This window comes from Acinetobacter sp. BSP-28 (assembly GCF_044130285.1).
In the GTDB taxonomy this organism is placed as follows: domain Bacteria; phylum Pseudomonadota; class Gammaproteobacteria; order Pseudomonadales; family Moraxellaceae; genus Acinetobacter.
In genome coordinates this window covers 44,978-68,284 of record NZ_JBIQOB010000010.1, presented here as the reverse complement: position 1 = coordinate 68,284, position 23,307 = coordinate 44,978, and the positions used below count along the sequence as shown (strand labels likewise).

Genomic DNA, 23,307 nt, shown 5'->3' with positions numbered 1-23,307 from the left:
GAGCTACAGTAACCTCTTTTTATTGTCCGATTCAACCTATAACATGATGATAATATGTACTTATAACTTTATGACTTCATAACAATTATGCAGATTAGAACATCCATGCGTGCTGTCATGTTTTCTTTTACGGTCATTATGATGACGGGGTGTAGTTTGCCGATGAATGAATCAAAAAAGCAGTCTCCCATTCAGGTTCATGCCGAACACTGGTTAAACGGTTCCAATGTAGATGCACAAATTAACCAAGGCCTCACCGCCTATCTCGCTTTAGATGATGCTTTTAGCAGTATTGCTTCAAGGCTGCATCTGATTAATAAAGCACAATATAATATCGATTTGCAGTATTACATCTGGGAAGATGACTCGATTGGTCATCTGATGCTGGCTGAATTGCTCAAGGCGGCAGATCGTGGGGTCAAAATCCGTTTGTTGATTGATGACCAGAACGGTTCTCAACTCGATGCAACCTTAAAACAACTGGCACAGCACCCTAATTTTGAAATTAAAATCTTTAATCCTTATACCTTTAGAGCCAGAAAATTACGCGTGTTTGATTATGTTTTTCGTTTCAAGCAGATCAATCACCGTATGCACAATAAACTGATTATTGCCGATGGTGCCATAGCGGTGACCGGTGGCCGCAACATTAGCCGTGAATACTTTGAAGCCAGTGAGTCTTTCCAGTTTACCGATATGGACATTTTGTTTTATGGCACTGCCGTGAAACATGCCAACAAAGTATTTCAGGACTTTTGGAGTGATGATTTAAGTTATCCTGTACCCCTGCTGTTGGGTAAAAGCCGTCCAGAACAGCTTGCCAAATTACGTCGATATTATGAGCTGACTGCCTTACAAAAAGACCAGCTAAAAAGGCGGATTGAACTGGCTGAAAAACAGATCACTGAACATCTAAAAGATCGTCCGATTAATTGGGCAAAAGCACACTTTGTTGCAGATTCTCCTGATAAAATTCACGGTCAGGCATCTCATGATCAAATGATTTACCGTCAGATCTTCCAGATTATGGGAGAACCGAAACAACATCTGGAACTGGTCTCTGCATATTTTGTCCCCACAAAGAAAGGCAGGGATTATTTAACGGGTTTAGCACAAAACAACGTGAATGTTCGAGTGTTGACCAATTCATTCCTCGCCAATGACGTTCCTCTGGTACATGCCTTTTATAGACAATATCGCCATGATTTACTGAAAAACGGGATAAAACTATATGAATTTAAGCCCTATATAGAACGCAATAAACGGACCTGGTATGAAGTGATGACAGGTAACGTCATTCCAGCTAAAGGTAAAAATGCCTCCAGTTTGCATGCCAAGTTTTTGGATATAGATGGCATGGTGTTTATTGGTTCTGCCAATTTTGATCCCCGTTCTGCCAATTTGAATAGCGAAGTAGGACTGATGGTCGAATCCACTATCTTACAACAACAAATTTCCGACTCTTTAGATAAATACTTACCGCTTATTGCCTATGAATTAAAACTTAATCCACAAGGTGAATTGATTTGGATAGAGCATCATAAAGATGGAACTCGCACAGAGTATTCACATGATCCCCAATCGACCAGATTTCAGCGTTTTAGCATGCAAGCGGTGTCCTATCTTCCCATTGAATGGATGATGTAATGACAAATTAATGACATTGAAATAAACAGAGGCCTCTTATTTCCATTGGAATGGCAATTTCAAAACCTGCCTGCTGTAAATTGTCTAGGTGTTCCTGTTTGGACATATAAAGTTCATGATTCGTCATGGCACCATCTGCAAACAAATGATCACAAACCAAATAGATTGCACCTGCTTTCAATAATTTGTTTTTCACAGTGCTGTGAAAATCCTGTGCATAAGCTTTGTTGCGTAATTCATGTAAGGCTTGGTGGATAATCACCAGATCATATTGTTGTAATGTATCTGCCCAGTCTAACTGCTTAAAGTCACCCACAATATAATCTGCTCTATCTAACTCATGAGCTGGTAACTTACTTCTAGACAGCTTATGCATCGCTTCGGAAAAATCAAAAGCGTGGTAGCGAATATCAGGACAACGTGCTAATAAATGTTTTGCCAAATCTCCCGGTCCTGCACCTATGTCTAGAATGTCGATCATTTGATGCTGCTGGATCAGCTCAGCGTAGTAATCAAAAAACTGGGCTCTCCACGGTCTTTTCAGATTGACTTCTTTGGCCCACTGCACTGCATCTTCAGGGTTTCTAAGATCAATTGGACTCGGTACTTCTTTTATCGACATTTTTCTTCATGCTGAGTTATAGCTTATTGAAGACTATTTATACAAAAATCGATCAATCTATGCAAAGGTTTTACTCACTCTCTGCTTTGCTTTAACATTCCATTTTTCGAGTATTTAACTCACACATCTCCCTATCGTGATTATCTGTAATGCAATTTTTTGATTTAAGCCGTCAATTCAATTTAAGTGATATTTTAACGCCTTATAAAACGCTTGAGGATTTAGGTTCTCAAGAATGGTTTTTATCTAAAGTTCGGGTTGAGCACGATTGTCAGTCAGATTCTGAGATCGTTGAAGGTCAGGCTGTTTTAAAATCCAATGAAAATGTGCAACTTGAACTGGAGTGGCTGATTCAAGATACCGGTTTTGAACTCCAAGTCCTGTTTAAAGGCATTGAAACTGCAGCGAGTGAAGAAACTCTGGTGATGATCAAACGCGCAAAAATTATAGATGCCAATCAGCAGGTGATTTCTGCTCAGGCCTTAAGCCTGTGGATTGACGGAACCCTGCTGCCAATGTTGCCGAATATCCGTAAAGAGATTAAAGCCCGGTTAAATTTATGGGATTATGTGGAATATGATGGATAAAGGTTAAAATTGATTTTTCTGCCCGTCTATGAGTCTATTTCTGTCAATTCTTCAATGGATAAATCTGTTAGATTAAAGTTGAACTGACTACAAAAATAATAACTTCAATGATCACGACCCAACAATGGCTACATATTCGTAAAGTGGTTAATGACGCTCAAAAAGCTGCCATGCACTGTTCTATTGCTACGGTAGATGCAAACTTGCAGCCTACTGTAACTCCGATAGGAACTTTGTTTCTTAGAGAAAATCCAAGCGGTTTTTTCTTTGATACGTATACGGAATCATTGCAACAGAATTTACAACAAAATAGCAAGGCCTGTATTCAGGCAGTCAATAGTAGCCGTTTATTTTGGTTAAAATCTTTATTTAAAGGTGAGTTTAGTGATTTTCCTGGCGTTCGGCTATATGTGGAAATAGGTGATCTTCGTCTTGCCAATACCGAAGAACTGGCTCAAATTTCACGACGTATTCAAAGCCTAAAATGGACGAAAGGCAGTCAGCTCATCTGGTCCGATTTTAGCCATGTGCGTGATTTTAGCGTGCATTCTTTTAGATGGGTCAAATATCCTAAAATGATGCCCTTCTCTTAAGAATAGACTTGCTAAAACTTACTTATAGTAAGCCTATTTCTTTAAATAACTGACTATATGCTTCGGCTTTTTTCTCCAAAGCAAGTGGATAAGCACGGGATGAAGATGGCATCCGGTATAAAGTCAACTCGCGTTCAGCAAAATAAGCTTTGGAGGACTGTCCAATTTTCGGTTTTTCCGTAGCTTCAGGCATTGAAAGCATCAAGGTATCGGTGGCTTTATCTCCAGTTGTCATGATGCTGTGACACTCAGGAATCTGCTGTAGCAGCTTGGCTAAATCAGTCGCTTGAGCAATATGCAGAAATTTATCTGAAGCGTTGCCTTTTAAACGGATAATTTGATACGCCGTATCAAAAATTGCGATGCCCTTTTCCATTAAAAAATCACGGATCTGCTGTTCCCTGAAATTTTTATTGGCGATATCTAAAAAATGTTCTTTATTGCCAAAGAACACTAGACCAAAAATTTTCCACATATCATTTTGATAATTGGGATAATAAAATTTCATTTTCCAGCGAGCTTTAGGGGGCGGAAAGCTACCCATCATCAGCAACTTGGCATGTTCAGGCAAAAAAGGTTTCAGTGGATGGGTTTCAATTTCTGATTCAGTCAACATAACAATCTATTCATCAATATCGAAGATAATTTAAAACATTTGACGAATTTTATCTGCCACCTGTTCACCCCAAAGTGTATAAATTTCCTTGCTGGGATGAAAACCATCTTTTGCCATTTCCAGATTAAGGCTTTTAAAACGCTGCAGATCATATTCAATCCATTGCATATTGCCGTTCTGCCGAACAAATTTCGTAAGATTTTTATTCATGCCTTTCGCATATTGTCCAAATAACCAGGCCAGCGGATTAGGCAATGCAGGAAACATGTTCATTGGCGGCACACCAGAGGCAATAATCAATTCAGGCGTGAATTTCTGATTGATTTCTGCATACAGTTGCTGCTGCTTTTGAATCCAGTCTTTAGGCTGCATCAATTTGGTAATATCATTTACCCCGACAGAAGTAATGACCACATCAAAGTGTTGATTGGGCATATTCTTTACAGTCTGAATCACTTGTCTGCTGGTATGACCTGTTGTTGCTTCCAGTTGATAACTGATTTCATAGCCATCTTTTAACTGCTGCAAGACAGCACCAAGTAAAGCATCTTCCTGAGTTACAACACCGACTCCAGCCGCAGCCGAATCTCCTAAAATTAAAACAGACAGCATTTTTCCAGTTCCAACAGTCCCCTGACGTTGACCTTCTGGTTCTGCTAAACGTAGAGTGTTTTTCTTAACGGCATTGCCTTGAATGATCAGCGATGGAATCAGAATGATGGTTGAAATTTTTAATAACATAAATCATTGAAGTCACTGCGAAGTCATGATCAATATATGTTGTTATGGCTTGAAAAGCATTGACCAAATCACCTTTAATCAAATACTCAAAGTACTGCAAATATTGTTTTTAATTCAACTGCTTTAAATTTTTGAAACGATTTCAGTTTTTCAGTACGAATGCTGGATATTTATATTAATAATCATTATCATTTAAAAACTTAAAAATAACTAATCTTCTGCATGTTTAAATCTGTTTGCTTCCCCCTATTTTGTACTGCCATTTTATTTTCACCTTGGGTTCAGGCGGAATTTACTACTCACCTTCAACACCAATATGCCGCGCCCTGCGAAGCTGTGATTCCACAAAGTAACTTACTGAAAAAAATCCAGGGTCAACTTAAAAATCAGCCTAAAGAAAAAGAACAGCTTTTAAACAGTTTCTGGAAAGATGTTGCACAGCATGGTACGCCCTATATTGAAAAGCTAGATGCAGAACGTAGCCGCATGATTTTTTTATGGCGTGGTGCAGCGCATAATTCCCCTCTGATTGGTGGTCCAAGCAATGATCATGCATGGCTTACCCGTCTACCAAATAGTGATATCTGGTTTAAAGAAGCGATTGTTCAAGATTCATTTATTGGGAGTTATAGTTTTGGTGTGGATTTACCCATGATTGATGACTATTTGAGCCATTATTGTCCCCAGTTGAATCCGAAACTAAAAGAATCTCGTAGTCAACGCCGTGCCGTTTTACAGGTACAAAAACTGGATCCTTATAATCCAAATCGCTTTTTTGCGGATTTAACTCAAAACCAGTTCAGAAATGAAAATACTGTGGCTTTAGCCCAGGCACCGCAATATATCAATCCGAAACTTTTTCCTAATCATGCCCAGCCCAAACTGGAAACTTTTACCTTAAACAGTCAAATCTTAAAAAACCAACGTAAAATTCAAGTTTATCAATCCAGAAGAATAGATTCGAAACAGGCTTACATTACTGCAATTTTCTTTGATGGCGAACAATATGCCCAATTGCTGAATGTCCCCAAAGCTCTGGATATTCTAGTAGAACAAGGCAAACTTCCACCGATTCAAGCCATTTTTGTTTCTCCACCCAATGAGCAGCTACGTCCAAATGAATTGACACCAAATCCTGAATTTTCAGCCTTTTTTCAGGATGAATTGCTGCCCTGGATCGATGCTCATGTGCCTCACTCACGTGATCGACAAAAAACTGTATTGCTTGGTTCAAGTCTGGGAGGTTTAAGTTCTGCCTATCTGGCGCTGCAAAATCCTCAGCAGATTAGCCACGTTGTACCTTTGTCGGGTTCTTTTTGGTGGGCGCCAAAGACTGAAGATCAGGTTAATGGCATGAGCCAGCTGATTGCCAAGACAACCAACCAGCCTGAGCAGCATTGGTATATTTCTGCAAATAGTTATGAATCATCACGTAATAATAATGATCTAAGTATTTTAGAAACTTCGCCTATAGTGGCACAGGATTTAAAAGCCAAAGGTCATGATGTAAGCTATAAAATTTATGTCGGTGGACATTCTTATGCCATTTGGCAAGTGATTTTACAGGATGCTTTGCTGCATTTCTTTGGGAATCAATAAGTGAAAAGTCTGAATCAGGAAAATGGTCTGGCTTGTGCTTAATTAGATTTATTTCGAATGGATCAAATCACTGAATACTAGTTGATGATTTGATCCATAATTTTAAAGACTCAATGAAACCCTTTAAAATTTAGCCTTTCCATTAACCCAGTTTATTCACCAATTTAAGCGGTAATACTTTCATTGCTAAACCCAGTGGTAACCAAGGCCATTGCGGGACATAGGCTTTAACCGGTGCTTTTTCAATGGCCTTAACCAGTAAATGTGAACCGGTTTTTTCATCCACTTCAAAAGGCAGTTTTTTCGCACCTTCATTCAGTTCTGTACGGATATAACCCGGGAAAATGGTAGTGACTTTAATGGGTGTATCAATCAGTTCAGCTCGAATACCTTCAGCCAGATGTGCCACCCCTGCTTTACTCGCGCCATACGCGGTTAAATGTTTCGGCATGCCACGCATCGCACTCATGGATGAAATCATCACCAGATGACCTGCGTTTTGCGCACGGAAAATTTCCACTGCTGCTTCACATTGTGCCAAGGCTGAAATGAAGTTGGTTTCGACCGTTGCTTTGTTAATTTCAAAATTACCCTTACCAATCCGGCGACCTTCACCAACACCGGCATTCACGATAATACGATCGATAGTGCCAAATTCCTGCTTAAACGCACGAAACACTTCAAATACCTGATCGTAATGGGTCACATCTAAGGTTTTTGCAATGACTTTTACGCCATACTTGCTTTCGAGTTCTTGCTTTAAAGTTTCAAGACGTTCCAGACGACGGGCACAGATGGCAAGGTTATAACCCTTTTGTGCAAATTCACGTGCCATACCTGCACCAATACCTGAACTTGCCCCGGTAATTAAAATTGTTTTTGCCATGTTTTTTCCTTTGCTATTTTTCTTTAATCAGATCCAGGTCAGTAACTTGGAGTCTTCGGCCTTGATAAAATGATGTTCGTTCAAGCTCAGTAATTGCGGTTCATTTCCCACCAGACGCAATGTGGTCATGCTAGTATTGGCGATTGCCCAGTTTAAGGCAAAAGTCCGATTGGCATTGAGTTCGAGTAATTTTCCTGCAGCCACGGAAATCACCCCACCAGAAGTAAATACCACGGCATAACGAGGTTTGGTTTTGGCCAGTTCATCGCATAAGTTTTGCAATGCTGTTTCCACCCGGTTTTTAAAATGTGGCCAGGATTCATCATATTCATGATGATAGTCACCACCCGTCCAGCGCTCGATTGCCCCTTCAAAAATTTTAGCCAAATAAGCACGCGGATTATCTTCCTTGGAGACATCCTGTTTTAAAAGATGTGGCTCGTACTTGGCAAAAACCTGCTGGTGATTGAACTCATTCCATGCACTGTCGATCTGAATTTCAGCTTCAGGAAAACATTGTTCTAAAGCAAGATTGGCCGTCTGTTGATGCCGCTGCATCGAACCTGACACCACATAAGGTGCCTCTTTTAGAATCTGGTCAAAGTATTGCCCTAATAATTTCGCCTGTAATTCACCGTTGGGAGAAAGTTGGTCATAACTTTCTGCCCCAAAAGAGGCTTGTCCATGACGAATCAGATAAATTGTGGTCATGTTGGCATCAATTCCTTAAATTTAGCAATATATTTTTGTGCCAGTTCATTGGCCTCAAGTTTTTGTAGGCCAATTAATTTAAGCGCACGAATATGCAAGGCATGGATCACAACCCAGAAATCCTTAAAGGCTGGATTATTGGTTTGTTTATGGTAGTAGCGGTAATAGATTTGTTGTGCAATTACGGCTAAACGGAAAATGCCGAACACTTCATAAAAGGTCCAGTTCTGGGGTTGCAAGCCCGTTTTTTCCAGATAATAATCCACCACTTCTTGACGCGTGAACATGCCTTTTAAATTGGTTGGCTGGCGACGGGTGGCTTTAAAAATTTGGTTGTCACTTTCTTCAACCCAATATGCAAGGGCTGAACCCAAATCCATTAAAGGATCACCCAAAGTTGCCATCTCCCAATCTAGCACACCAATCACTTGCGTTGGATTGTTTGAATCTAGGATGACATTATCAAAACGCCAGTCATTATGAATGACGCAGATTTTTGAATCGGCAGGAATATTGTCTTTTAGCCAGTTGCGGACATATTTAAACGAAGGCACATTTAAGGTTTTGGCTTTTTCATAACGGGCATCCCAGCCTTCGACCTGACGACGACAGTATCCGTCGCCCTTGCCCAATTTTTCCAGCTCTGTCCCTTGATAAGGAACTTGATGTAGCTCGATCAGTTTATCAATGACATTGGTACACAGTTCACGGACCTGAGCTTCATTAAAGTTGAGCTCTTTGGGTAAATTGGCACGTGGAATAATACCTTCAACGCGTTTCATCACATAAAAGTCGCAGCCGATGATGGATTCATCCTGACATAGTGCAACCATTTCCGGTAATACCGGATAGAAAGGTGCCAGATTTTTTTGCACATTGTATTCACGTGCCATGTCATGCGCTGACTTGGCTTTGGTGCCTTTCGGTGGACGACGCAAAATCAGATCCGTATTGTCAGATTTTAAACGGTAAGTCCAGTTTGATGCCCCACCTGAATATTGAGTGACTTCGACCTGACCTTGTAGATCAACACCTTGTGCTTTTAGCCAATTTTCGACCGCAACGACGTCAAGTTCTTCGCCTTTACGAACATTTCCACCCACATCAATAACTGACATTCTTATTTCCCTAAATCTTCAATTTCAAAAGACTGCTTTATTCACTTATATATGCCTGATTCTTTTTTTGATGAACAGCAAAAGTTTCAGGCAGGTTCTCAGAAGTATTGACCAATATGACTAAATTTAATCTTTTTTACGACGTGTGCCATAGCCACGTTTCATTAGCTCTAGTTTGGCAATCATACCTTTATGAACTTCATCTGGACCATCAGCCAAACGTAGTGAACGTGCTTGAGCAAAGAACCCCGTTAATGGTGTATCGCGTGATACACCAGCACCGCCGTGTATTTGCATGGCCATATCCACGACTTTTTCCAGCACACTTGGCGCAACCACTTTAATTGCTGAAATTTCAGTCAATGCTGCCATATTACCTAAAGTATCCATCTTATAAGCAGCATAAAGTGTAAGTAAACGTGCTTGATCTATCGCGACACGTGCTTCTGCAACGCGTTCCAGGTTGCCACCCAGTTTTAAAATTTCCTTGCCAAATGCAGTTCGGCTCATTCCACGATCAATCATCAGTTCAAGAGATTTTTCCGCAGCCCCAATACAACGCATGCAATGGTGAATACGACCTGGCCCTAAACGACCTTGGGCAATTTCAAAGCCTTGACCTGCACCACCAATAAAATTGGCTACTGGCACACGAATATTGTTAAAGCTGATTTCGCCGTGTCCATGTGGTGCATCATAATCACCAAATACAGGCAGCATGCGTTCAATTTTTACCCCTATTGTATCAATCGGAACTAAAACCATGGAATGCTGATGATGACGGTCTTTGCTTTCATCAGGAGTATGAGCCATAAAAATGATGATTTTGGCATTTGGATCCCCCAAACCTGACGACCACCATTTGCGACCATTTAAAACAATTTCATCACCGTCGATCACCGCCGTCGCCTGCATATTGGTGGCATCAGAGGATGCCACAGCAGGTTCAGTCATACAAAACACTGAACGGATTTTTCCTTCAAGTAGTGGCGTTAACCATTGTTGCTTCTGTTGTTCAGAACCATAACGCCATAATACTTCCATGTTACCGCTATCAGGTGCATTACAGTTAAATACGATTGGCGCAATTAAACTACGACCGGAAAGCTCGGCAATGTGTGCATATTCTTGAACTGAAAGTCCTTGCCCTAAAACAGGATCAGGCAAAAACATATTCCAAAGACCCGCTGCCTTGGCCTTATTTTTTAATATTTCAAGTTGAGTGGGCCATTGCCATGTTGTCCAGTCTCCCCCTTGATTGAGCTCATGAACATCATTCCAAAACTCGGTTTCAACCGGTTCAATTTCTTCCTTAATGAACTTTTTTGTTCTTTCAATATAATCCTGTGCACGTGCTGATAACTCAAACATGGCCAATTCCCTCAAAATATATATTATCTGATCTTTACAACAACATAACCCGAAAACTATTATGAATAAAATGATTTAATTCAATATCACACTATGAACAGTATTCATAATAAAGCCGTGATTGACCTGAGTGTTTTTCATCACATAGACATTAACTTATACCCCTTATTTATTGCAGTTTATGAACAAAAAAGCATTTCCAGGGCTGCACAGATTTTGTGTATCAGCCAATCTGCTGCCAGCCATGCCTTACAGCGTTTAAGACAACATTTACAGGATGATTTATTTGCGCGTGCCGGCAGTAAAATGTTGCCCACACCTTTTGCTGAACAGATTTATCCTATTATTAAAAATGCGCTTTTTGCGATTCAAAGCATTTCCATGCAAAAACAAAGTTTTGAACCAAGTATGGTGCAAACTTTGAAAATAGCAGTGCATGATGAAATTGAGCCGATGATTTTCCCCAAACTGGTGCAGCATTTTCAAGCTCTGAATTTAGAGATTCAATTTTTCAGTAGCAAACTCGACCGTAAAACCATTGTCACCGACCTGGCGACTCAGCAAATTGATTTTGTGATTGATTTAGAACAAAACTTTGGTGAAAAGATTCAATTTGAAAAACTGGTACAAGACCAGTTTATGATCTGCACCCAGCAGCAGAACATGAATGAAAAAATCTATCTGGCTTCACCGCATATTGGTGTTTCCTCCAGACGTACTGGTGTTTTACTGGAAGATATTTATCTAAATCGTAAGCAACTTTCCCGTCAGATTTTTTTACGTTGTCAGCATTACTCAACGGCGTTGCAAATCTTGCTACAAAATCCTGAAGTGGTTTTAACTATTCCTCAAAATTTGCTTAGCCATTTACAAGTTTCGACAGCATTAAATATTTTTACAGTTCCTGTAGACTTACCGCTAATTAATATGGGGATGTATTGGCATAAGGATTTGAAAGAGAATTCGCGGCATCAATTTTTGCGAAGCGAAATTTATAAAATTTTTGCTTAGGCTATTTTGATGGGAATACTAATTTACTTAGGCTATTTATGGCTGGTTTTGTTATGATGTGTCGATCTGAATCATGATTTATTTAAATTTAACCTTGTGCTGAATAAATAGCCGAAATGCTGAGCTGGCAAGGCTTTTAATGCTGTTTGGCTATTTCTCAACCCATCATTTTTTAGTATTTCCATTAATATAACAGCTCATTTTTTATCTTTTTATTGTTGAACTTTGTCTGCTGTTTTCAAGCCAAATTCTACAAATTTTATTTATGCTGGCGAACCTCTCCCCTATTTGGCTCATTGTCTTGGGCATGCTGCTTTGTGTAGCGTTGTTTTTTATTTTCCGAAAAATTAACGCTTACCTTAATGATGTATTTAAACCCTTCAAAAAAGGAAAAAAATACTGGTGCAAAGTCATTGCGGTAAGTGACGGCGATACCCTGACCTGTACGCGTTATAACTTGCGTCGCTCAGAAACCAAACTACGTTTTGCCTATGTTGATGCCCCTGAATCGAACCAAACTTATGGCAAGGAATCACAGCGCCTGGTCAAAAAAATGGTGTATTACAAACTGGTCAGGGTCGAAATTACCGATATCGATCGTTATGGCCGTTGTGTTGGAGTCATTTATCGTTTCAGACGCAATATCAATCAGGAACTGGTGAAGCGTGGCGCAGCTTGGGTTTATGAGGAATATATTAAAAATCCCACGCAAAAACAAAAATGGTTAGCCCTACAAAACCAAGCCAAAAAGCAAAAAAAAGGTTTATGGAAAAATTCCCGTCCTGTACGCCCGAGTGTTTATCGCAAACAAAATAAATAGGATTCCAATAGAAAAGATAATAATCACTAAAGATGGGGCTGAGTTGATCTCAACATATTAAAGATCACTGCTTAGCAAGGACAAAAGTGGCCTGCTTCTAACAGGCCACAGCTATCTTGTAGAATTAAATATAATAAGCCAACTGAACAAGCAGCCGGAACGCTCCAGCAATCAATGCCAAAGCAAAAAATCCACCTAGCCACAACACAATAAACCACTGGGTTTGTGAGAGTTTCATATTTGCTCCTTAATGATAGCCTTTATCACCAATGCGTACTTTGTCGCGGAATACCCAGTAAGACAAACCTGTATAAATAATAATGATCGGAATCAGCAGCAATGCACCAATCAGCGTAAATAGCTGGCTACTTTGTGGTGCTGCAGCCTCCCAAATAGTCACTGAACGTGGAATGATATATGGCCATAAACTGATTAGAAAACCCGTATAAGCCAGAAATACCAGTGCCAAAGTATAAATAAATGGACTCAGTTCCTTGCGTTGCTTGCAGGCACGTAAAGCCAGATAGGTAAAGACCAGTACAAGGATGGGTACAGGACTGAAATAAGTCAGTTGCGGCTGGCTAAACCAGCGCTCGGCAATTTCAGGATGAGCCAAAGGCGTATAAATACTGACACAGCCAAAAATGATGAATAAGGCAACAATCATCTTCGGCATAAGCTGAAACATTCGATTTTGCAGGTCTGCATCCGTTTTAAAGATCAGCCATCCACAGCCCAGTGTGGCATACAGCACCACCACACCTATACCTGTGAAGATTGAAAATGGCGTTAACCAGTCCAAACCACCACCGGTGTATATTCCATTGGTGGTTTTAATCCCTTGAATATACGCGCCCAATATAATGCCCTGGAAAAATCCGGTTAAAATAGAACCACCAATAAAGGCCATATCCCAAAGATGTCGGTTACGTCTGGATTTAAAACGGAATTCAAAAGCCACTCCGCGGAAAATAAGGGCCACCACCATCAGAATGATGGGCAGGTAGAGTGCAGAAAGTACCGTTGAATACACCAAGGGAAATGCTGCAAATAAGCCTGCTCCACCCAAGACCATCCAGGTTTCATTGCCGTCCCATACTGGAGCAACGGTATTCATCATCACATCACGTTCTTGTTGCGCTTTAAAGAAAGGAAACAAGATGCCAATCCCTAGGTCAAAGCCATCCAGCACCACATAAATCAGCACGCCGACAGCAATAATTACAATCCAGATAAAAGATAAATCAATCATTTGTCATTCTCCTGGTGATTGTCGAGAGGCTGACCATCCAACTCTTCATCAGTACTACCCAATGGACGATGTGAAGCTTGAATGACTTTTTCTTCACTATGCGGCACGAAATGAACAAATTCAGGACCTTTATGCATGATTCGAAGCATGTAATAAATACCAACTCCGAAAACCACGCAATACACTACAACAAAGATAATCAGGGTTAATCCCACCTGTTCTGCCGATACTGGTGATAAGGCATCTTTAGTCCGCATCACACCATAGACCACCCAAGGCTGACGTCCAACTTCTGTCGTAAACCAACCAGCCAACATTGCAATAAAACCGGAGGGTCCCATCAATAAAGCAAAGCGGTGAAACCAGGGACTTTCATAGAAACGACCGGTTCGTCTTAACCATAAACCGACAAGAGCCAATAGCAGCATCAGCACGCCCAGACCCACCATGATCCGAAAGCTCCAGAATACAATGGTGGAATTTGGCCGATCTTCAGGTGCAAATTCTTTCAAACCCTGAACTTGACCATTCATGGAATGGGTTAAAATCAGGCTTCCAACGTTTGGAATACCAATCGCATATTTGGTTTCTTCTGCCTGCATATCTGGAATTCCAAATAAATATAGAGGCATGCCTTCATTACGATTGGTTTCCCAGTGCCCTTCTATCGCGGCAATTTTTGCAGGCTGATACTTTAAGGTATTGATACCATGCAGATCTCCAATCAGAACCTGCAAAGGTGTAAGAGCCAAAATCATCCATAAAGCCATGGAAAAAGACGTTTTTACCAGTTCATCTCTACGACCTTTAAGCAAATGCCATGCTGCTGTCGCTGCGACCAATAAAGCGGAAACCAAAAATGCAGCCATTGCCATATGCGCCAAGCGATATGGGAAAGAAGGATTAAACACAATAGCCAACCAGTCTTGCGGCACAATAATGCCATTTTCAATGCTGAAACCTTGTGGGGTCTGCATCCAGCTATTGGATGAAAGGATCCAGAACATGGAAATACATGTGCCGACCGCCACCATGACCGTGGCAAAGAAATGTGCCCGAGGACCTACCCTCCCCCAGCCAAACAGCATAATGCCGAGGAATCCGGCTTCCAGAAAGAATGCTGTCAGCACCTCATAGGCCAGCAGCGGTCCAGTTACACTACCGGAAACACGCGAGAACTCACTCCAGTTGGTACCGAACTGGTAACTCATAACGACGCCTGAAACCACGCCCATACCAAAGGCAATGGCAAATATTTTGACCCAAAATTTAAACAGGTCCTGATAGACCGGATTTTGGGTTCTGAGCCAGCGCCACTCTAAAACAGCTAGAAAACTTGCAAGACCAATGGAAATAGCGGGGAAAATAATATGAAATGATACAGTGAAAGCGAATTGAACTCGGGCCAGTTCAAGTGCAGTTAGTCCTAGATTCATAACATCACCTTTTTAATTCGTTGATGTGGTGATTAAGCACCTTGCTACTCAATAGTACTCTGTTGTTGTTTTAATCTGATTCAGAATACCCTTAAATCTTAAACAAAGTATGTTGATTTATTATTGCTTGGCTTTGTAGCCAACTTGGAATTCAACTGATGAATGTGAATTAAAGTGACATTGCGCTTACTCAGCTATTTTAAGAATAAATCATTCTCTCTGATTGCTTGATACTTGAACAATCAACTAAAGAGGCATAAAGTTAAATTAATTTAGTTACCCTAGCTAACTATTATGCCAAATCCCCTTAAATTTCGTGCTTCATTGCTGCGCTGTGCACGCTTAATGAGCGATGAAATCAATACCATTTTACTTCCACATCAGTTGAATTATTCCTTGTGGCAGGTGCTCTATGTCATACAGCTTAAGCAAGGCTGTACCTCTATCAACATTGCGGAATATCTGAATGTTTCCAAGCCTTCGATTGCCAAACGGGTACATGCACTGATGCAACTGCAGGTTTTAGATCAGGTCGACACTGAAGATAAACGGCAAAAGAAACTGATCCTGAGCACTCAAGGTCAACAGCTTTTTGCCGCATGCTCTGAAAAACTGGATCTGTTTGAACAACAGCTGTTATTGCCTTTAGATCAGGCTGCTCAAAACAGCACCTTAAACACCCTGCATAAACTGATGGAACATCTGCAAGAGATGAAAGGTGGCCAGTCATGAGTGAAAATATCCCTTTATGGACCAGAAATTTTATTCTTGTCAGTTCGATTAACTTTCAGCTGGTGCTGACCTTTTATCTGCTGGTGGTGGTCATTGTCGGCTATGCCGTCGCTGAAATGGGTGCAACCACTGCTCAGGCAGGTTTGATTTCAGGTCTATTTATTGTCGGCACCCTGATTGGTCGTTTATTTGTCGGTAAGTTTCTGGAGCATTTCGGCCAAAAAACCACCTTGATTGTGGGTTTGATTGGATTTCTGATTTTTTCCGGATTCTATTTTATTCCCATGAATGTCACTGCCTTGCTGGGTGTGCGTTTCATGCATGGGTTTATGATGGGTATGGCATCGACTGTATTGGGCACTATCATCGCCCAGATTTTACCGCCGACCCGTCGTGGTGAAGGTATTGGTTACTATAGTATGAGCAGCACTTTAGGTACCGCGATTGGCCCGTTCCTGGCCATCTGGATGATGCTGCACGTCGGCTATACTGCGATTTTCGCCTTATCTAGCCTGGTCGCTATGAGCTGTTTAATCGTAGCTTTGCTGATTGAAGTGCCTAACTTGCCACAACATCCCAAAACCATTGAAACTCAAGTCAATGTGAAAAAACCGAGTTTTATTTCCCAGTTTATTGAAATGAAAGCTTTGCCGATTTCGATCATCATGCTATTGGCATCTATCTGTTATTCAGGAGTTTTATCCTTTATTAACTTCTATGCCAAAGAAATTGATCTGGTGGAAGCAGCTTCATTTTTCTTCTTGATGTATGCCATTGCCATTTTATTTTCACGTCCATTTACCGGCCCGCTGATGGATCGTAAAGGTGAAAATATCATTATGTATCCGGCATTTATAATTATGGGCCTTGCCCTGTATCTGCTTAGTCAGGCGCATAGTCCGTTCACTCTGTTGCTTTGTGCAGGTCTACTTGGTTTGGGTTATGGCAACATTCAATCGGTTTGCCAAACCGTTGTGGTAAAAAGTACCACACTGGACCGTATGGGCTTTGCTACCTCGACCTTCTTCATCTTCCTGGATGCAGGACTCGGCTTTGGTCCTTACTTTATTGGTATGGCGCTGGATTATATCAATTATGCTCAGCTCTATATGTATAGTGCAATTGCAGCCTTGTTCTGTATCGGTTTCTACTATGTGCTACATGGACATAAAGTGAAAAGCAACGCCATTAAAGCTGCTTAACGATATTGACGATAGCGCCAGGAAAAATTAAAAACTGTTGGCTAAATGCAAGAAATCCCCCATTTCATCAAGGGGGATTTCGGAAGATTATGAATTACTTAAATACTTTAAAACGGGTTGCATCATCAATATAATTTTTATCTTTAGCTTCGCCTTCTACTGAACCAAAGACCAGCTGAGCACGCAGTTTCCAAGATGCTGGAATATCCCATTCTGCATGAACCTGTTCGTCGACAATCGGGTTGTAATGCTGAAGTGATGCACCCAAACCTTCAGTATGTAAGGCAGTCCAGGTCGCGAACTGGGCAATAGCCGTTGAATGTTCTGCCCAAACAGGGAAGTTTTCCTCATAAGATGGGAACTGCTCTTGCAGGCCTTTAATCACATCCATATCTTCAAAAAATAAAACTGTGCCTACACCTGCAGCAAAGCTGTCCATTTTGGCACTGGTTTTTGCCGCACCTTCTTCATCTTTGGCATAAGATTTCAGTTTTTCTTTCACCAAGTCCCAAAATTTTTCATGTTGTTCATTAAACAGAATGACTGCACGTGAAGATTGCGAGTTAAACGATGATGGACTTTGCTTGATGGCATGCTTAATCAAATCAGTTAAATACTCTGGGCTTTGCTCTACATTTTTACCCACAGCATAAATAGTACGGCGTTTATTAATTAAATCTAAAAACTGATTCGACATTGAATGAAATCCTGTGATATTTCTTCGGGAAGATTTGAAACAACACACCAACACTGTTAAGAAAATGTGAACTATCAACTTTTATAACAATGCAGATGTAAATTTGTTGTGCTCTACCATATGCAATAATAATTCCAATTTCTAGTACATTTTATTGATAATTAAATCTTTAATTTTTTATATAGAATCCGGCAGATAACTTAAGTCTGTCTTTTTACAAGCAAAAACTACATAAAAAATCCCCCAATATTTGGAGGATTGTTATCGCATTTTAATGTGTTTTAGAATTTGGCATTCAACACATTTTGCGGAACTTTATGCTTCCACAGATCACGCAATGTTGGTAAATAGAATTTTTCACCAATTTCAACCAGTTCTGCATCAATCAATGCATGAATTTCGTGCATAAATAAATAATCTAATTCTACTGTTTTCAGCATCTTATTGGCTTTAGCAAACTCTTTACGCTTTTGCTGCGCAGTTTTAACCAGCTGATCGGCAAAATTTTTATTTTTAAATTGAGAAATCGCATTTAAACGTAATTCAATCACGCCCCAGCCACTGAGTAATAATTTGAACAATTCAAAGTCTTCAGTGGTCGATTCCCAGGTCATTTCATCCAGATTTTCATCGCTAGGCAGAACTGGAAGTAATAATTCCATCACACTTGGAAAAATCTTTTTAAAATTCAAAATAAATTTAACAGGATGCTCACCCGGATAATCCTTAAATTGCACCTGCTTTTGGATATCTGTTAAATAAATGGTGAGCATTGAGAAAGATCCTTAAATAAAACACTGTCTTGCAAAATTTTATTCAAACAAATGTCAAATAGAAATGAAAACAGAAAAAGAAAGGCATTTTAACAAGTATGTCAGTTAATTCAACGTCAAATTAAGCTTTATAAATCTCACTCCTTTGGGACATATGCCCTTATTTCGACATATAAATAAAAAAGCTTAATTAAAGCAAACCTTATTTCGGCCAGCATTTTTAGCTTTGTATAAACGTTTATCTGCTATTTCTAAAGCACTAATGAACTGAGATTCCGCATCTATTCGAGCTGCTCCAAAACTTACCGTAACTCTAATATTATTAATAAAAAGTTGATCTTCAATTTTTTTGCGTAAGCGTTCAACTAAAGCTAATGAAGATTTTTCGTCTGAACTTTGCAACAATATAATAAACTCTTCTCCGCCATATCTGCCGACAACATCACCTTGCCGAATATTGCATTTGCATATATCCGCAATTGTGCATAGGATTTTGTCCCCTACGGTATGTCCCCAGGTATCATTGATCATCTTGAAATGATCAATATCACACATCACAAGATAAACTTCACCATGCTGCAATTTTTTAAATAAGTCTTCTGTTTTTTCTAAAAAACCATTACGGTTATACAGCTGCGTTAAAGGATCTTTCAATCTTTCTTCGTTAATGATACTAAACTTTTCTTTTACAGCTACAGCTGAAACGACAATTGCAAACCACAGACTGATGAGTATATTTACAGCAATCATCATCATCCACCACTTTGTTGTGGCTAAGCTTACCATTTGCACATTTTGAAGGTATACAATAACGATTAAAGTTCTGATAACAGCATAAGCAACTAAGAGAAAGTAACTCAAGCATAAAAGCTTTTCCAAGACGTCTGTTCTTTTCAATAAAGCATACACTTTCGGAATTGCTAACGCCTCTAAGCATAAAATCACAATATTAATTGTAACTATGCGTGGCCATAACTGCTCATCGATATATTTGAAATATAAAAGAGAAGTCATAGCCACTATTATAAAAAGAGAAGCTACAAATATATTTAACTTGGAATTGGCTTTTAACAGCATTCCTTGTGCAATTGCCCAAGCCCCGCCTAAATAGAAAAGTGCAAACCATGGGGCAGTCAGTTTCAGTTGTACATTTGTCATCAGTGTCTGTGCACCTAATCCTACTGATGGCAAAATACAACTCAGACCCATCCACAATAAATATTTGGGAGCTTTAAACCATAAATGTGCAACAATAAAGACTGCACCAATGAGCATTAAGCAAATCGGGTAAACTAACAAAAAATACTGGGTATCTGGCAGGTTCACGGACTGAATGACACCTAGAGCTGTGTAGTTTTTATTCTAAATTGTTTAGCTAAAATTATTCAATAAATATTTATTTTTAAAAATAAAAGCTGTATTTTTTATCATTCCTGCTCTTAAGTCGTTTGTTAATTTACATTTTATCTAATTGCCGGGTAGAAATGCTAAGAAGTGTCCAATAATGAAATATGTAATCGTACTTAAAATTGTGACTACACGTATGGTCTGGTTAGGTCATCCCCCCTAAAAATAATAAGACCTAAAAGTAGAATTTTCTCTTAAAATACAAGCAGAAAATTCTGCATGAAAATATCTAAATTTACTGACAGCCAGATCATGTCTATTTTGAAACAGGCGGAGTCTGGCACACATGTAGCTACCCTTTCTCGTGAACATGGCATGAGTCCTTATGCAGCGGTGCTGCTCAGGCATTACAATCATGAAAGACCACATCAGGCCAATAAAGGAAAGCCTCTTTTAATTGCTGCTTAACTTCTACTTTTAACTTCGGTTATTTATGGGAGGATTAGCACTCCAAGCCCAATTTGATAACTGTTTGTATGGTAGGTAAATTTATGCGTATTAAATAAAGCCCACCTTCGATGGGCTTCGACTTTCTGCTTGTTCACTATAAATCTGTACCAACAAACACACTTTCAATAAAAGCATCTGCATCATGATCATCGAGTACTTCAATGTTTACGTCTAAATGAATAACTTCAACCCCAGTCTTGTCTTTAAATTCTGCGAATTTTCGGGTAAGAAACTCTTGTATTTCATCTTCAAGCTTAATTCTTTCAATGCGATATTCTTTTAGTGCTTCTTTCACAGACAACCCCCATGGGCTTTTAATTATGCAATTAATTTAACATAAAGATGAAAAAAGCCCACCATTTGGCGAGCTTTTAAGTCAAAACATCAAGCATAGTCAATCATCAGCCGTTAATTTCTAAGTATATTGTACGCATATATCCCCAGATAAAAATCACTGATGATCACTTGATAGCTGTTCCAGCCTTTAGATGCTTATTTCACGTTAGGTGAAACCATATTTTCCGGAATCACCACAGCATCAAACTGTTCCGCAGTCACCAGATTCAATTCGACTGCGACCTGTTTTAAGGTTTTGCCTTCCTTATAAGCCGTTTTGGCGACTTTGGCTGCATTTTCATAACCAATAACAGGATTTAAGGCAGTGACTAACATGAGTGAATTATGCAGGAAATGATCAATTTTTTCCCGGTTTGGCTCAATGCCAACGGCGCAATGGTCGTTAAAGCTGTTACATGCATCGCCCAGTAACTGAATCGATTGCAACAGGTTAAATGCAATCACCGGCATAAACACATTCAGCTCAAAGTTGCCTGAAGCTCCAGCGACATTAATTGTCGTGTCATTCCCCAACACCTGTGCCACCACCATGGTCATCGCTTCACTTTGGGTCGGATTAACCTTGCCCGGCATGATGCTTGAACCCGGCTCATTTTCAGGAATAAGGATTTCACCAAAACCACAACGCGGGCCACTGGCCAGCCAGCGAACATCATTGGCAATTTTATTTAAACTTGCGGCCAATGTTTTTAAAGCTCCAGAGGCAAACACTGCAGCATCCCGTGCTGCCAAAGCTTCGAATTTATTTGGAGCCGTTACAAATGGTAAACCTGTTAAAGTCGCCAATTGTGCCGCTGCTTTTACTGCATATTCAGGATGTGCATTTAAGCCTGTTCCGACTGCTGTGCCCCCCAAAGGCAATTCATATAAACCCAATAAGGCATAATGCAGACGTTTTAAGCCATGATCAAGTTGTGACACATAGCCACTAAATTCTTGCCCCAGTGTTAAGGGCGTTGCATCCTGTAAATGGGTACGGCCAATTTTCACAATATCAGAAAATGCTTGCGATTTAGCCTCTAAAGTATCGCGTAAACGTTGCACCGCAGGAATCAGCAATTCATTGATTTGTAGGCTTGCGGCCACATGAATGGCGGTTGGAAAAGAATCATTGGTCGATTGTGCACGATTGACATGGTCATTGGGATGGACCGGTTTTTGCGAACCTAAAGGATTGCCCAGTTTCTGATTGGCAATATTGGCTATCACCTCGTTGCAGTTCATGTTACTTTGCGTACCAGACCCGGTTTGCCACACCACCAGTGGAAACTGGCTATCCCACTTTCCGGCAATCACTTCTTCTGCTGCATTGACTATATAGTGTGACAATTCATGCGGAATTTGATCTAACTCGGCATTGGTAATAGCTGCTGCTTTTTTTACCAGACCCATCGCCCGAATCATCGGTCGCGGTAAACGTTCTTGGCCAATTTTAAAGTTTTGCAAACTACGCTGTGTTTGCGCACCCCACATTGCTTCACTGGGAACTTCAACATCGCCCATGGTGTCATGTTCAATACGTGTTTGCATGTTCAACCTCATATCCATGTAGTGTTATTACTTAAGCCAATTCATTAGTTTTGCCATATTTAATGATCTTAATCAAACATATTATAATTGTAAATGATTATTATTTACATACTGCACTTTGTTTCTCAGCTGCTTTAATTTCCCTTCAGTGTTTGTTGATAAAAACGCCAGGCATCTTCAATAATTTGGGTAATGGTGCGCTTAGGTTGCCATTTTAAAATTTCATGGGCTTTGCCTGAGGTCGCCCCCACCTGATCCAGTTCAGCATAAGTATAAAACGGCGCATCAATGGTTTTAATTTCAGTCTGGGTGACTTTTGAAACTTCACTGAGCAAGGCTCGAATGGACATATTTTGTCCTGCAAGATTAAAAGCATCACAAGTATAAGGCTGAGCCCTTAACCATTGTAGAGTTGCGAAAATGGCATCACAGCAATCCAAGACATGCAAAAAGCTGCGCTCAACAGTACGATCCAGGGTTTGGGCCTGCTGTCGTAGTTCAATATAATCACGTTTTCTCGCTGCAACCTGTAAAGCCAGTGGAATAATGTTTTTCGGCAATGGCGCAACAAACTCCCCGAGCACGGCATGTTCAAAAGCTCCGGCAATATTGCACAATCTTAAAATGGCAATTTTCCATTCATTGTCGGTCAGTGCGGTATCGCGGATAATTTCTTCCGTCATCTGCTGCGATTTGATATAGGGATTGGGGTAGGAATAATTAAACGGCGTATCTTCGGTCAGAATTAAGCTGGACTGACCATAGACTGCCAAACTGGATAAGTGAATTAAGGTTCGAATGCCTGTACGCTGCATAGATCGCAGCAAACTCATAATACAACTGACATTATCGTTATAATATTCCAGCGGTTTAAGCGCAGATTCTTCTATTGATTTAAAACCAGCGGTGTGAATAACGGCTTCTACAGAATATTGTTCAAAAACTTTGTTTAAGGCGGGTGTATTACGGATGTCAATTTTGACAAAAGGCACATACATGCCGGAAATGTACTCAAGTCGTTCTAAGGTTTGTAAAGTTGCATTGGATAAATTGTCAACAATGATGACTTCTTGTCCATGAGCCATCAGGCTTAACGCAATATGTGAGCCTATAAAGCCTAAACCACCAGTCACTAAAATCATTGTATAG

24 protein-coding genes and 1 pseudogene are annotated in these 23,307 nt (G+C 40.1%); 9 read left to right on the top strand and 16 right to left on the bottom strand.

Features of this window, described 5'->3' with window-relative positions:
* Positions 1–87: 87 nt before the first annotated feature.
* Positions 88–1,647: a phospholipase D family protein gene (locus ACE01R_RS09205; protein ID WP_395550620.1), complete on the top strand. Its 1,560-nt coding sequence runs from the start codon at positions 88–90 to the stop codon at positions 1,645–1,647.
* 7 nt (positions 1,648–1,654) lie between these two features.
* Here ACE01R_RS09205 and ACE01R_RS09200 read toward each other — a convergent pair whose 3' ends face one another.
* Positions 1,655–2,269 carry a class I SAM-dependent methyltransferase gene (locus ACE01R_RS09200; protein WP_395550618.1) on the bottom strand — a complete coding sequence of 205 codons (615 nt, stop codon included), beginning with the start codon at positions 2,267–2,269 and terminating at the stop codon, positions 1,655–1,657.
* A 149-nt stretch (positions 2,270–2,418) separates the two neighbouring features.
* On the opposite strand from ACE01R_RS09200, the gene ACE01R_RS09195 reads away from it, so the two are divergent.
* Together ACE01R_RS09195 and ACE01R_RS09190 are read left to right on the top strand one after the other, a co-directional pair.
* Positions 2,419–2,856 carry a hypothetical protein gene (locus ACE01R_RS09195; RefSeq protein ID WP_395550617.1) on the top strand — a complete coding sequence of 146 codons (438 nt, stop codon included), beginning with the start codon at positions 2,419–2,421 and terminating at the stop codon, positions 2,854–2,856.
* Between the two features lie 107 nt (positions 2,857–2,963).
* Positions 2,964–3,449 (top strand): pyridoxamine 5'-phosphate oxidase family protein, encoded by a 486-nt coding sequence (locus ACE01R_RS09190; RefSeq protein WP_395550616.1) that lies wholly within the window; start codon positions 2,964–2,966, stop codon positions 3,447–3,449.
* 22 nt (positions 3,450–3,471) lie between these two features.
* On the opposite strand, the gene ACE01R_RS09185 is transcribed toward ACE01R_RS09190, so the two are convergent.
* Together ACE01R_RS09185 and ACE01R_RS09180 are read right to left on the bottom strand one after the other, a co-directional pair.
* The gene (locus ACE01R_RS09185) at positions 3,472–4,065 is read right to left on the bottom strand and encodes a uracil-DNA glycosylase family protein (RefSeq protein ID WP_395550615.1); all 594 of its coding nucleotides are present in this window, start codon (positions 4,063–4,065) and stop codon (positions 3,472–3,474) included.
* A 30-nt stretch (positions 4,066–4,095) separates the two neighbouring features.
* A complete protein-coding gene (locus tag ACE01R_RS09180) occupies positions 4,096–4,806 on the bottom strand; it encodes an SGNH/GDSL hydrolase family protein (RefSeq protein WP_395550614.1) in 711 nt (236 codons plus the stop codon).
* A 222-nt stretch (positions 4,807–5,028) separates the two neighbouring features.
* Between ACE01R_RS09180 and ACE01R_RS09175 the strand changes: the two genes are divergently transcribed.
* Complete coding sequence (locus ACE01R_RS09175; protein ID WP_395550613.1) at positions 5,029–6,405, top strand: alpha/beta hydrolase-fold protein; 1,377 nt, start codon at positions 5,029–5,031, stop codon at positions 6,403–6,405.
* A gap of 142 nt (positions 6,406–6,547) precedes the next feature.
* On the opposite strand, the gene ACE01R_RS09170 is transcribed toward ACE01R_RS09175, so the two are convergent.
* From ACE01R_RS09170 to ACE01R_RS09155, 4 genes are all read right to left on the bottom strand, one after another.
* The gene (locus ACE01R_RS09170; protein WP_395550612.1) at positions 6,548–7,291 is read right to left on the bottom strand and encodes an SDR family oxidoreductase; all 744 of its coding nucleotides are present in this window, start codon (positions 7,289–7,291) and stop codon (positions 6,548–6,550) included.
* Positions 7,292–7,318: 27 nt separating this feature from the next.
* A complete protein-coding gene (locus ACE01R_RS09165) occupies positions 7,319–8,002 on the bottom strand; it encodes a histidine phosphatase family protein (RefSeq protein WP_395550611.1) in 684 nt (227 codons plus the stop codon).
* Positions 7,999–9,120 carry a phosphotransferase family protein gene (locus ACE01R_RS09160; protein ID WP_395550610.1) on the bottom strand — a complete coding sequence of 374 codons (1,122 nt, stop codon included), beginning with the start codon at positions 9,118–9,120 and terminating at the stop codon, positions 7,999–8,001. The genes ACE01R_RS09165 and ACE01R_RS09160 overlap by 4 nt, the downstream gene beginning before the upstream one ends.
* A 126-nt stretch (positions 9,121–9,246) precedes the next feature.
* Complete coding sequence (locus tag ACE01R_RS09155) at positions 9,247–10,491, bottom strand: acyl-CoA dehydrogenase family protein (protein WP_395550609.1); 1,245 nt, start codon at positions 10,489–10,491, stop codon at positions 9,247–9,249.
* 93 nt (positions 10,492–10,584) lie between these two features.
* On the opposite strand from ACE01R_RS09155, the gene ACE01R_RS09150 reads away from it, so the two are divergent.
* Positions 10,585–11,502, top strand: coding sequence for a LysR family transcriptional regulator (locus ACE01R_RS09150; RefSeq protein WP_395550608.1), 918 nt, complete (start codon positions 10,585–10,587; stop codon positions 11,500–11,502).
* Positions 11,503–11,767: 265 nt separating this feature from the next.
* The gene (locus ACE01R_RS09145; RefSeq protein WP_395550607.1) at positions 11,768–12,322 is read left to right on the top strand and encodes a thermonuclease family protein; all 555 of its coding nucleotides are present in this window, start codon (positions 11,768–11,770) and stop codon (positions 12,320–12,322) included.
* Positions 12,323–12,446: 124 nt separating this feature from the next.
* On the opposite strand, the gene ACE01R_RS09140 is transcribed toward ACE01R_RS09145, so the two are convergent.
* Genes ACE01R_RS09140 through ACE01R_RS09130 form a run of 3 tightly spaced genes read right to left on the bottom strand, consistent with a single transcriptional unit; the run spans position 12,447 to position 15,010 of the window.
* Positions 12,447–12,560 (bottom strand): DUF2474 domain-containing protein, encoded by a 114-nt coding sequence (locus ACE01R_RS09140; protein ID WP_291354485.1) that lies wholly within the window; start codon positions 12,558–12,560, stop codon positions 12,447–12,449.
* 9 nt (positions 12,561–12,569) lie between these two features.
* Positions 12,570–13,574 carry a cytochrome d ubiquinol oxidase subunit II gene (cydB, locus tag ACE01R_RS09135; RefSeq protein ID WP_395550606.1) on the bottom strand — a complete coding sequence of 335 codons (1,005 nt, stop codon included), beginning with the start codon at positions 13,572–13,574 and terminating at the stop codon, positions 12,570–12,572.
* The gene (locus tag ACE01R_RS09130; RefSeq protein WP_395550605.1) at positions 13,571–15,010 is read right to left on the bottom strand and encodes a cytochrome ubiquinol oxidase subunit I; all 1,440 of its coding nucleotides are present in this window, start codon (positions 15,008–15,010) and stop codon (positions 13,571–13,573) included. The genes cydB and ACE01R_RS09130 overlap by 4 nt, the downstream gene beginning before the upstream one ends.
* A 294-nt stretch (positions 15,011–15,304) precedes the next feature.
* On the opposite strand from ACE01R_RS09130, the gene ACE01R_RS09125 reads away from it, so the two are divergent.
* Both ACE01R_RS09125 and ACE01R_RS09120 read left to right on the top strand, forming a co-directional pair.
* A complete protein-coding gene (locus ACE01R_RS09125) occupies positions 15,305–15,742 on the top strand; it encodes a MarR family winged helix-turn-helix transcriptional regulator (protein WP_395550604.1) in 438 nt (145 codons plus the stop codon).
* Positions 15,739–16,944, top strand: a complete 1,206-nt coding sequence (locus ACE01R_RS09120) for an MFS transporter (RefSeq protein WP_395550602.1) — start codon at positions 15,739–15,741, stop codon at positions 16,942–16,944. The genes ACE01R_RS09125 and ACE01R_RS09120 overlap by 4 nt, the downstream gene beginning before the upstream one ends.
* Positions 16,945–17,038: 94 nt before the next feature.
* Here the strand turns inward: ACE01R_RS09120 and ACE01R_RS09115 are convergent, their stop codons facing one another.
* The 3 genes from ACE01R_RS09115 to ACE01R_RS09105 all read right to left on the bottom strand — a co-directional run bounded on the left by ACE01R_RS09115 (position 17,039) and on the right by ACE01R_RS09105 (position 19,740).
* On the bottom strand, positions 17,039–17,641 hold the full coding sequence (locus ACE01R_RS09115; RefSeq protein WP_395550601.1) for a nitroreductase family protein: 603 nt from the start codon (positions 17,639–17,641) through the stop codon (positions 17,039–17,041).
* Positions 17,642–17,922: 281 nt separating this feature from the next.
* Positions 17,923–18,414 carry a hypothetical protein gene (locus ACE01R_RS09110; RefSeq protein WP_395550600.1) on the bottom strand — a complete coding sequence of 164 codons (492 nt, stop codon included), beginning with the start codon at positions 18,412–18,414 and terminating at the stop codon, positions 17,923–17,925.
* Between the two features lie 186 nt (positions 18,415–18,600).
* Positions 18,601–19,740 (bottom strand): GGDEF domain-containing protein, encoded by a 1,140-nt coding sequence (locus ACE01R_RS09105; protein ID WP_395550599.1) that lies wholly within the window; start codon positions 19,738–19,740, stop codon positions 18,601–18,603.
* Between the two features lie 300 nt (positions 19,741–20,040).
* On the opposite strand from ACE01R_RS09105, the pseudogene ACE01R_RS09100 reads away from it, so the two are divergent.
* A pseudogene (locus ACE01R_RS09100) lies at positions 20,041–20,142 on the top strand (transposase); the annotation flags it as partial.
* A gap of 223 nt (positions 20,143–20,365) precedes the next feature.
* Here ACE01R_RS09100 and ACE01R_RS09095 read toward each other — a convergent pair.
* From ACE01R_RS09095 to ACE01R_RS09085, 3 genes are all read right to left on the bottom strand, one after another.
* Positions 20,366–20,566 carry a hypothetical protein gene (locus ACE01R_RS09095; RefSeq protein ID WP_395550598.1) on the bottom strand — a complete coding sequence of 67 codons (201 nt, stop codon included), beginning with the start codon at positions 20,564–20,566 and terminating at the stop codon, positions 20,366–20,368.
* 197 nt (positions 20,567–20,763) lie between these two features.
* On the bottom strand, positions 20,764–22,158 hold the full coding sequence (fumC, locus tag ACE01R_RS09090) for a class II fumarate hydratase (protein WP_395550597.1): 1,395 nt from the start codon (positions 22,156–22,158) through the stop codon (positions 20,764–20,766).
* Positions 22,159–22,292: 134 nt separating this feature from the next.
* Complete coding sequence (locus ACE01R_RS09085; protein WP_395550596.1) at positions 22,293–23,300, bottom strand: SDR family NAD(P)-dependent oxidoreductase; 1,008 nt, start codon at positions 23,298–23,300, stop codon at positions 22,293–22,295.
* Between the last annotated feature and the right edge of the window lie 7 nt (positions 23,301–23,307).

Excerpts from the sequence above, each read along its gene's own strand:
- ACE01R_RS09205 (WP_395550620.1), top strand. The coding sequence starts at position 88 with ATGCAGATTAGAACATCCATGCGTGCTGTCATGTTTTCTTTTACGGTC.
- ACE01R_RS09200 (WP_395550618.1), bottom strand. The coding sequence starts at position 2,269 with ATGTCGATAAAAGAAGTACCGAGTCCAATTGATCTTAGAAACCCTGAA.
- ACE01R_RS09195 (WP_395550617.1), top strand. The coding sequence starts at position 2,419 with ATGCAATTTTTTGATTTAAGCCGTCAATTCAATTTAAGTGATATTTTA.
- ACE01R_RS09190 (WP_395550616.1), top strand. The coding sequence starts at position 2,964 with ATGATCACGACCCAACAATGGCTACATATTCGTAAAGTGGTTAATGAC.
- ACE01R_RS09185 (WP_395550615.1), bottom strand. The coding sequence starts at position 4,065 with ATGTTGACTGAATCAGAAATTGAAACCCATCCACTGAAACCTTTTTTG.
- ACE01R_RS09180 (WP_395550614.1), bottom strand. The coding sequence starts at position 4,806 with ATGTTATTAAAAATTTCAACCATCATTCTGATTCCATCGCTGATCATT.
- ACE01R_RS09175 (WP_395550613.1), top strand. The coding sequence starts at position 5,029 with ATGTTTAAATCTGTTTGCTTCCCCCTATTTTGTACTGCCATTTTATTT.
- ACE01R_RS09170 (WP_395550612.1), bottom strand. The coding sequence starts at position 7,291 with ATGGCAAAAACAATTTTAATTACCGGGGCAAGTTCAGGTATTGGTGCA.
- ACE01R_RS09165 (WP_395550611.1), bottom strand. The coding sequence starts at position 8,002 with ATGACCACAATTTATCTGATTCGTCATGGACAAGCCTCTTTTGGGGCA.
- ACE01R_RS09160 (WP_395550610.1), bottom strand. The coding sequence starts at position 9,120 with ATGTCAGTTATTGATGTGGGTGGAAATGTTCGTAAAGGCGAAGAACTT.
- ACE01R_RS09155 (WP_395550609.1), bottom strand. The coding sequence starts at position 10,491 with ATGTTTGAGTTATCAGCACGTGCACAGGATTATATTGAAAGAACAAAA.
- ACE01R_RS09150 (WP_395550608.1), top strand. The coding sequence starts at position 10,585 with ATGAACAGTATTCATAATAAAGCCGTGATTGACCTGAGTGTTTTTCAT.
- ACE01R_RS09145 (WP_395550607.1), top strand. The coding sequence starts at position 11,768 with ATGCTGGCGAACCTCTCCCCTATTTGGCTCATTGTCTTGGGCATGCTG.
- ACE01R_RS09140 (WP_291354485.1), bottom strand. The coding sequence starts at position 12,560 with ATGAAACTCTCACAAACCCAGTGGTTTATTGTGTTGTGGCTAGGTGGA.
- cydB (WP_395550606.1), bottom strand. The coding sequence starts at position 13,574 with ATGATTGATTTATCTTTTATCTGGATTGTAATTATTGCTGTCGGCGTG.
- ACE01R_RS09130 (WP_395550605.1), bottom strand. The coding sequence starts at position 15,010 with ATGAATCTAGGACTAACTGCACTTGAACTGGCCCGAGTTCAATTCGCT.
- ACE01R_RS09125 (WP_395550604.1), top strand. The coding sequence starts at position 15,305 with ATGCCAAATCCCCTTAAATTTCGTGCTTCATTGCTGCGCTGTGCACGC.
- ACE01R_RS09120 (WP_395550602.1), top strand. The coding sequence starts at position 15,739 with ATGAGTGAAAATATCCCTTTATGGACCAGAAATTTTATTCTTGTCAGT.
- ACE01R_RS09115 (WP_395550601.1), bottom strand. The coding sequence starts at position 17,641 with ATGTCGAATCAGTTTTTAGATTTAATTAATAAACGCCGTACTATTTAT.
- ACE01R_RS09110 (WP_395550600.1), bottom strand. The coding sequence starts at position 18,414 with ATGCTCACCATTTATTTAACAGATATCCAAAAGCAGGTGCAATTTAAG.
- fumC (WP_395550597.1), bottom strand. The coding sequence starts at position 22,158 with ATGCAAACACGTATTGAACATGACACCATGGGCGATGTTGAAGTTCCC.
- ACE01R_RS09085 (WP_395550596.1), bottom strand. The coding sequence starts at position 23,300 with ATGATTTTAGTGACTGGTGGTTTAGGCTTTATAGGCTCACATATTGCG.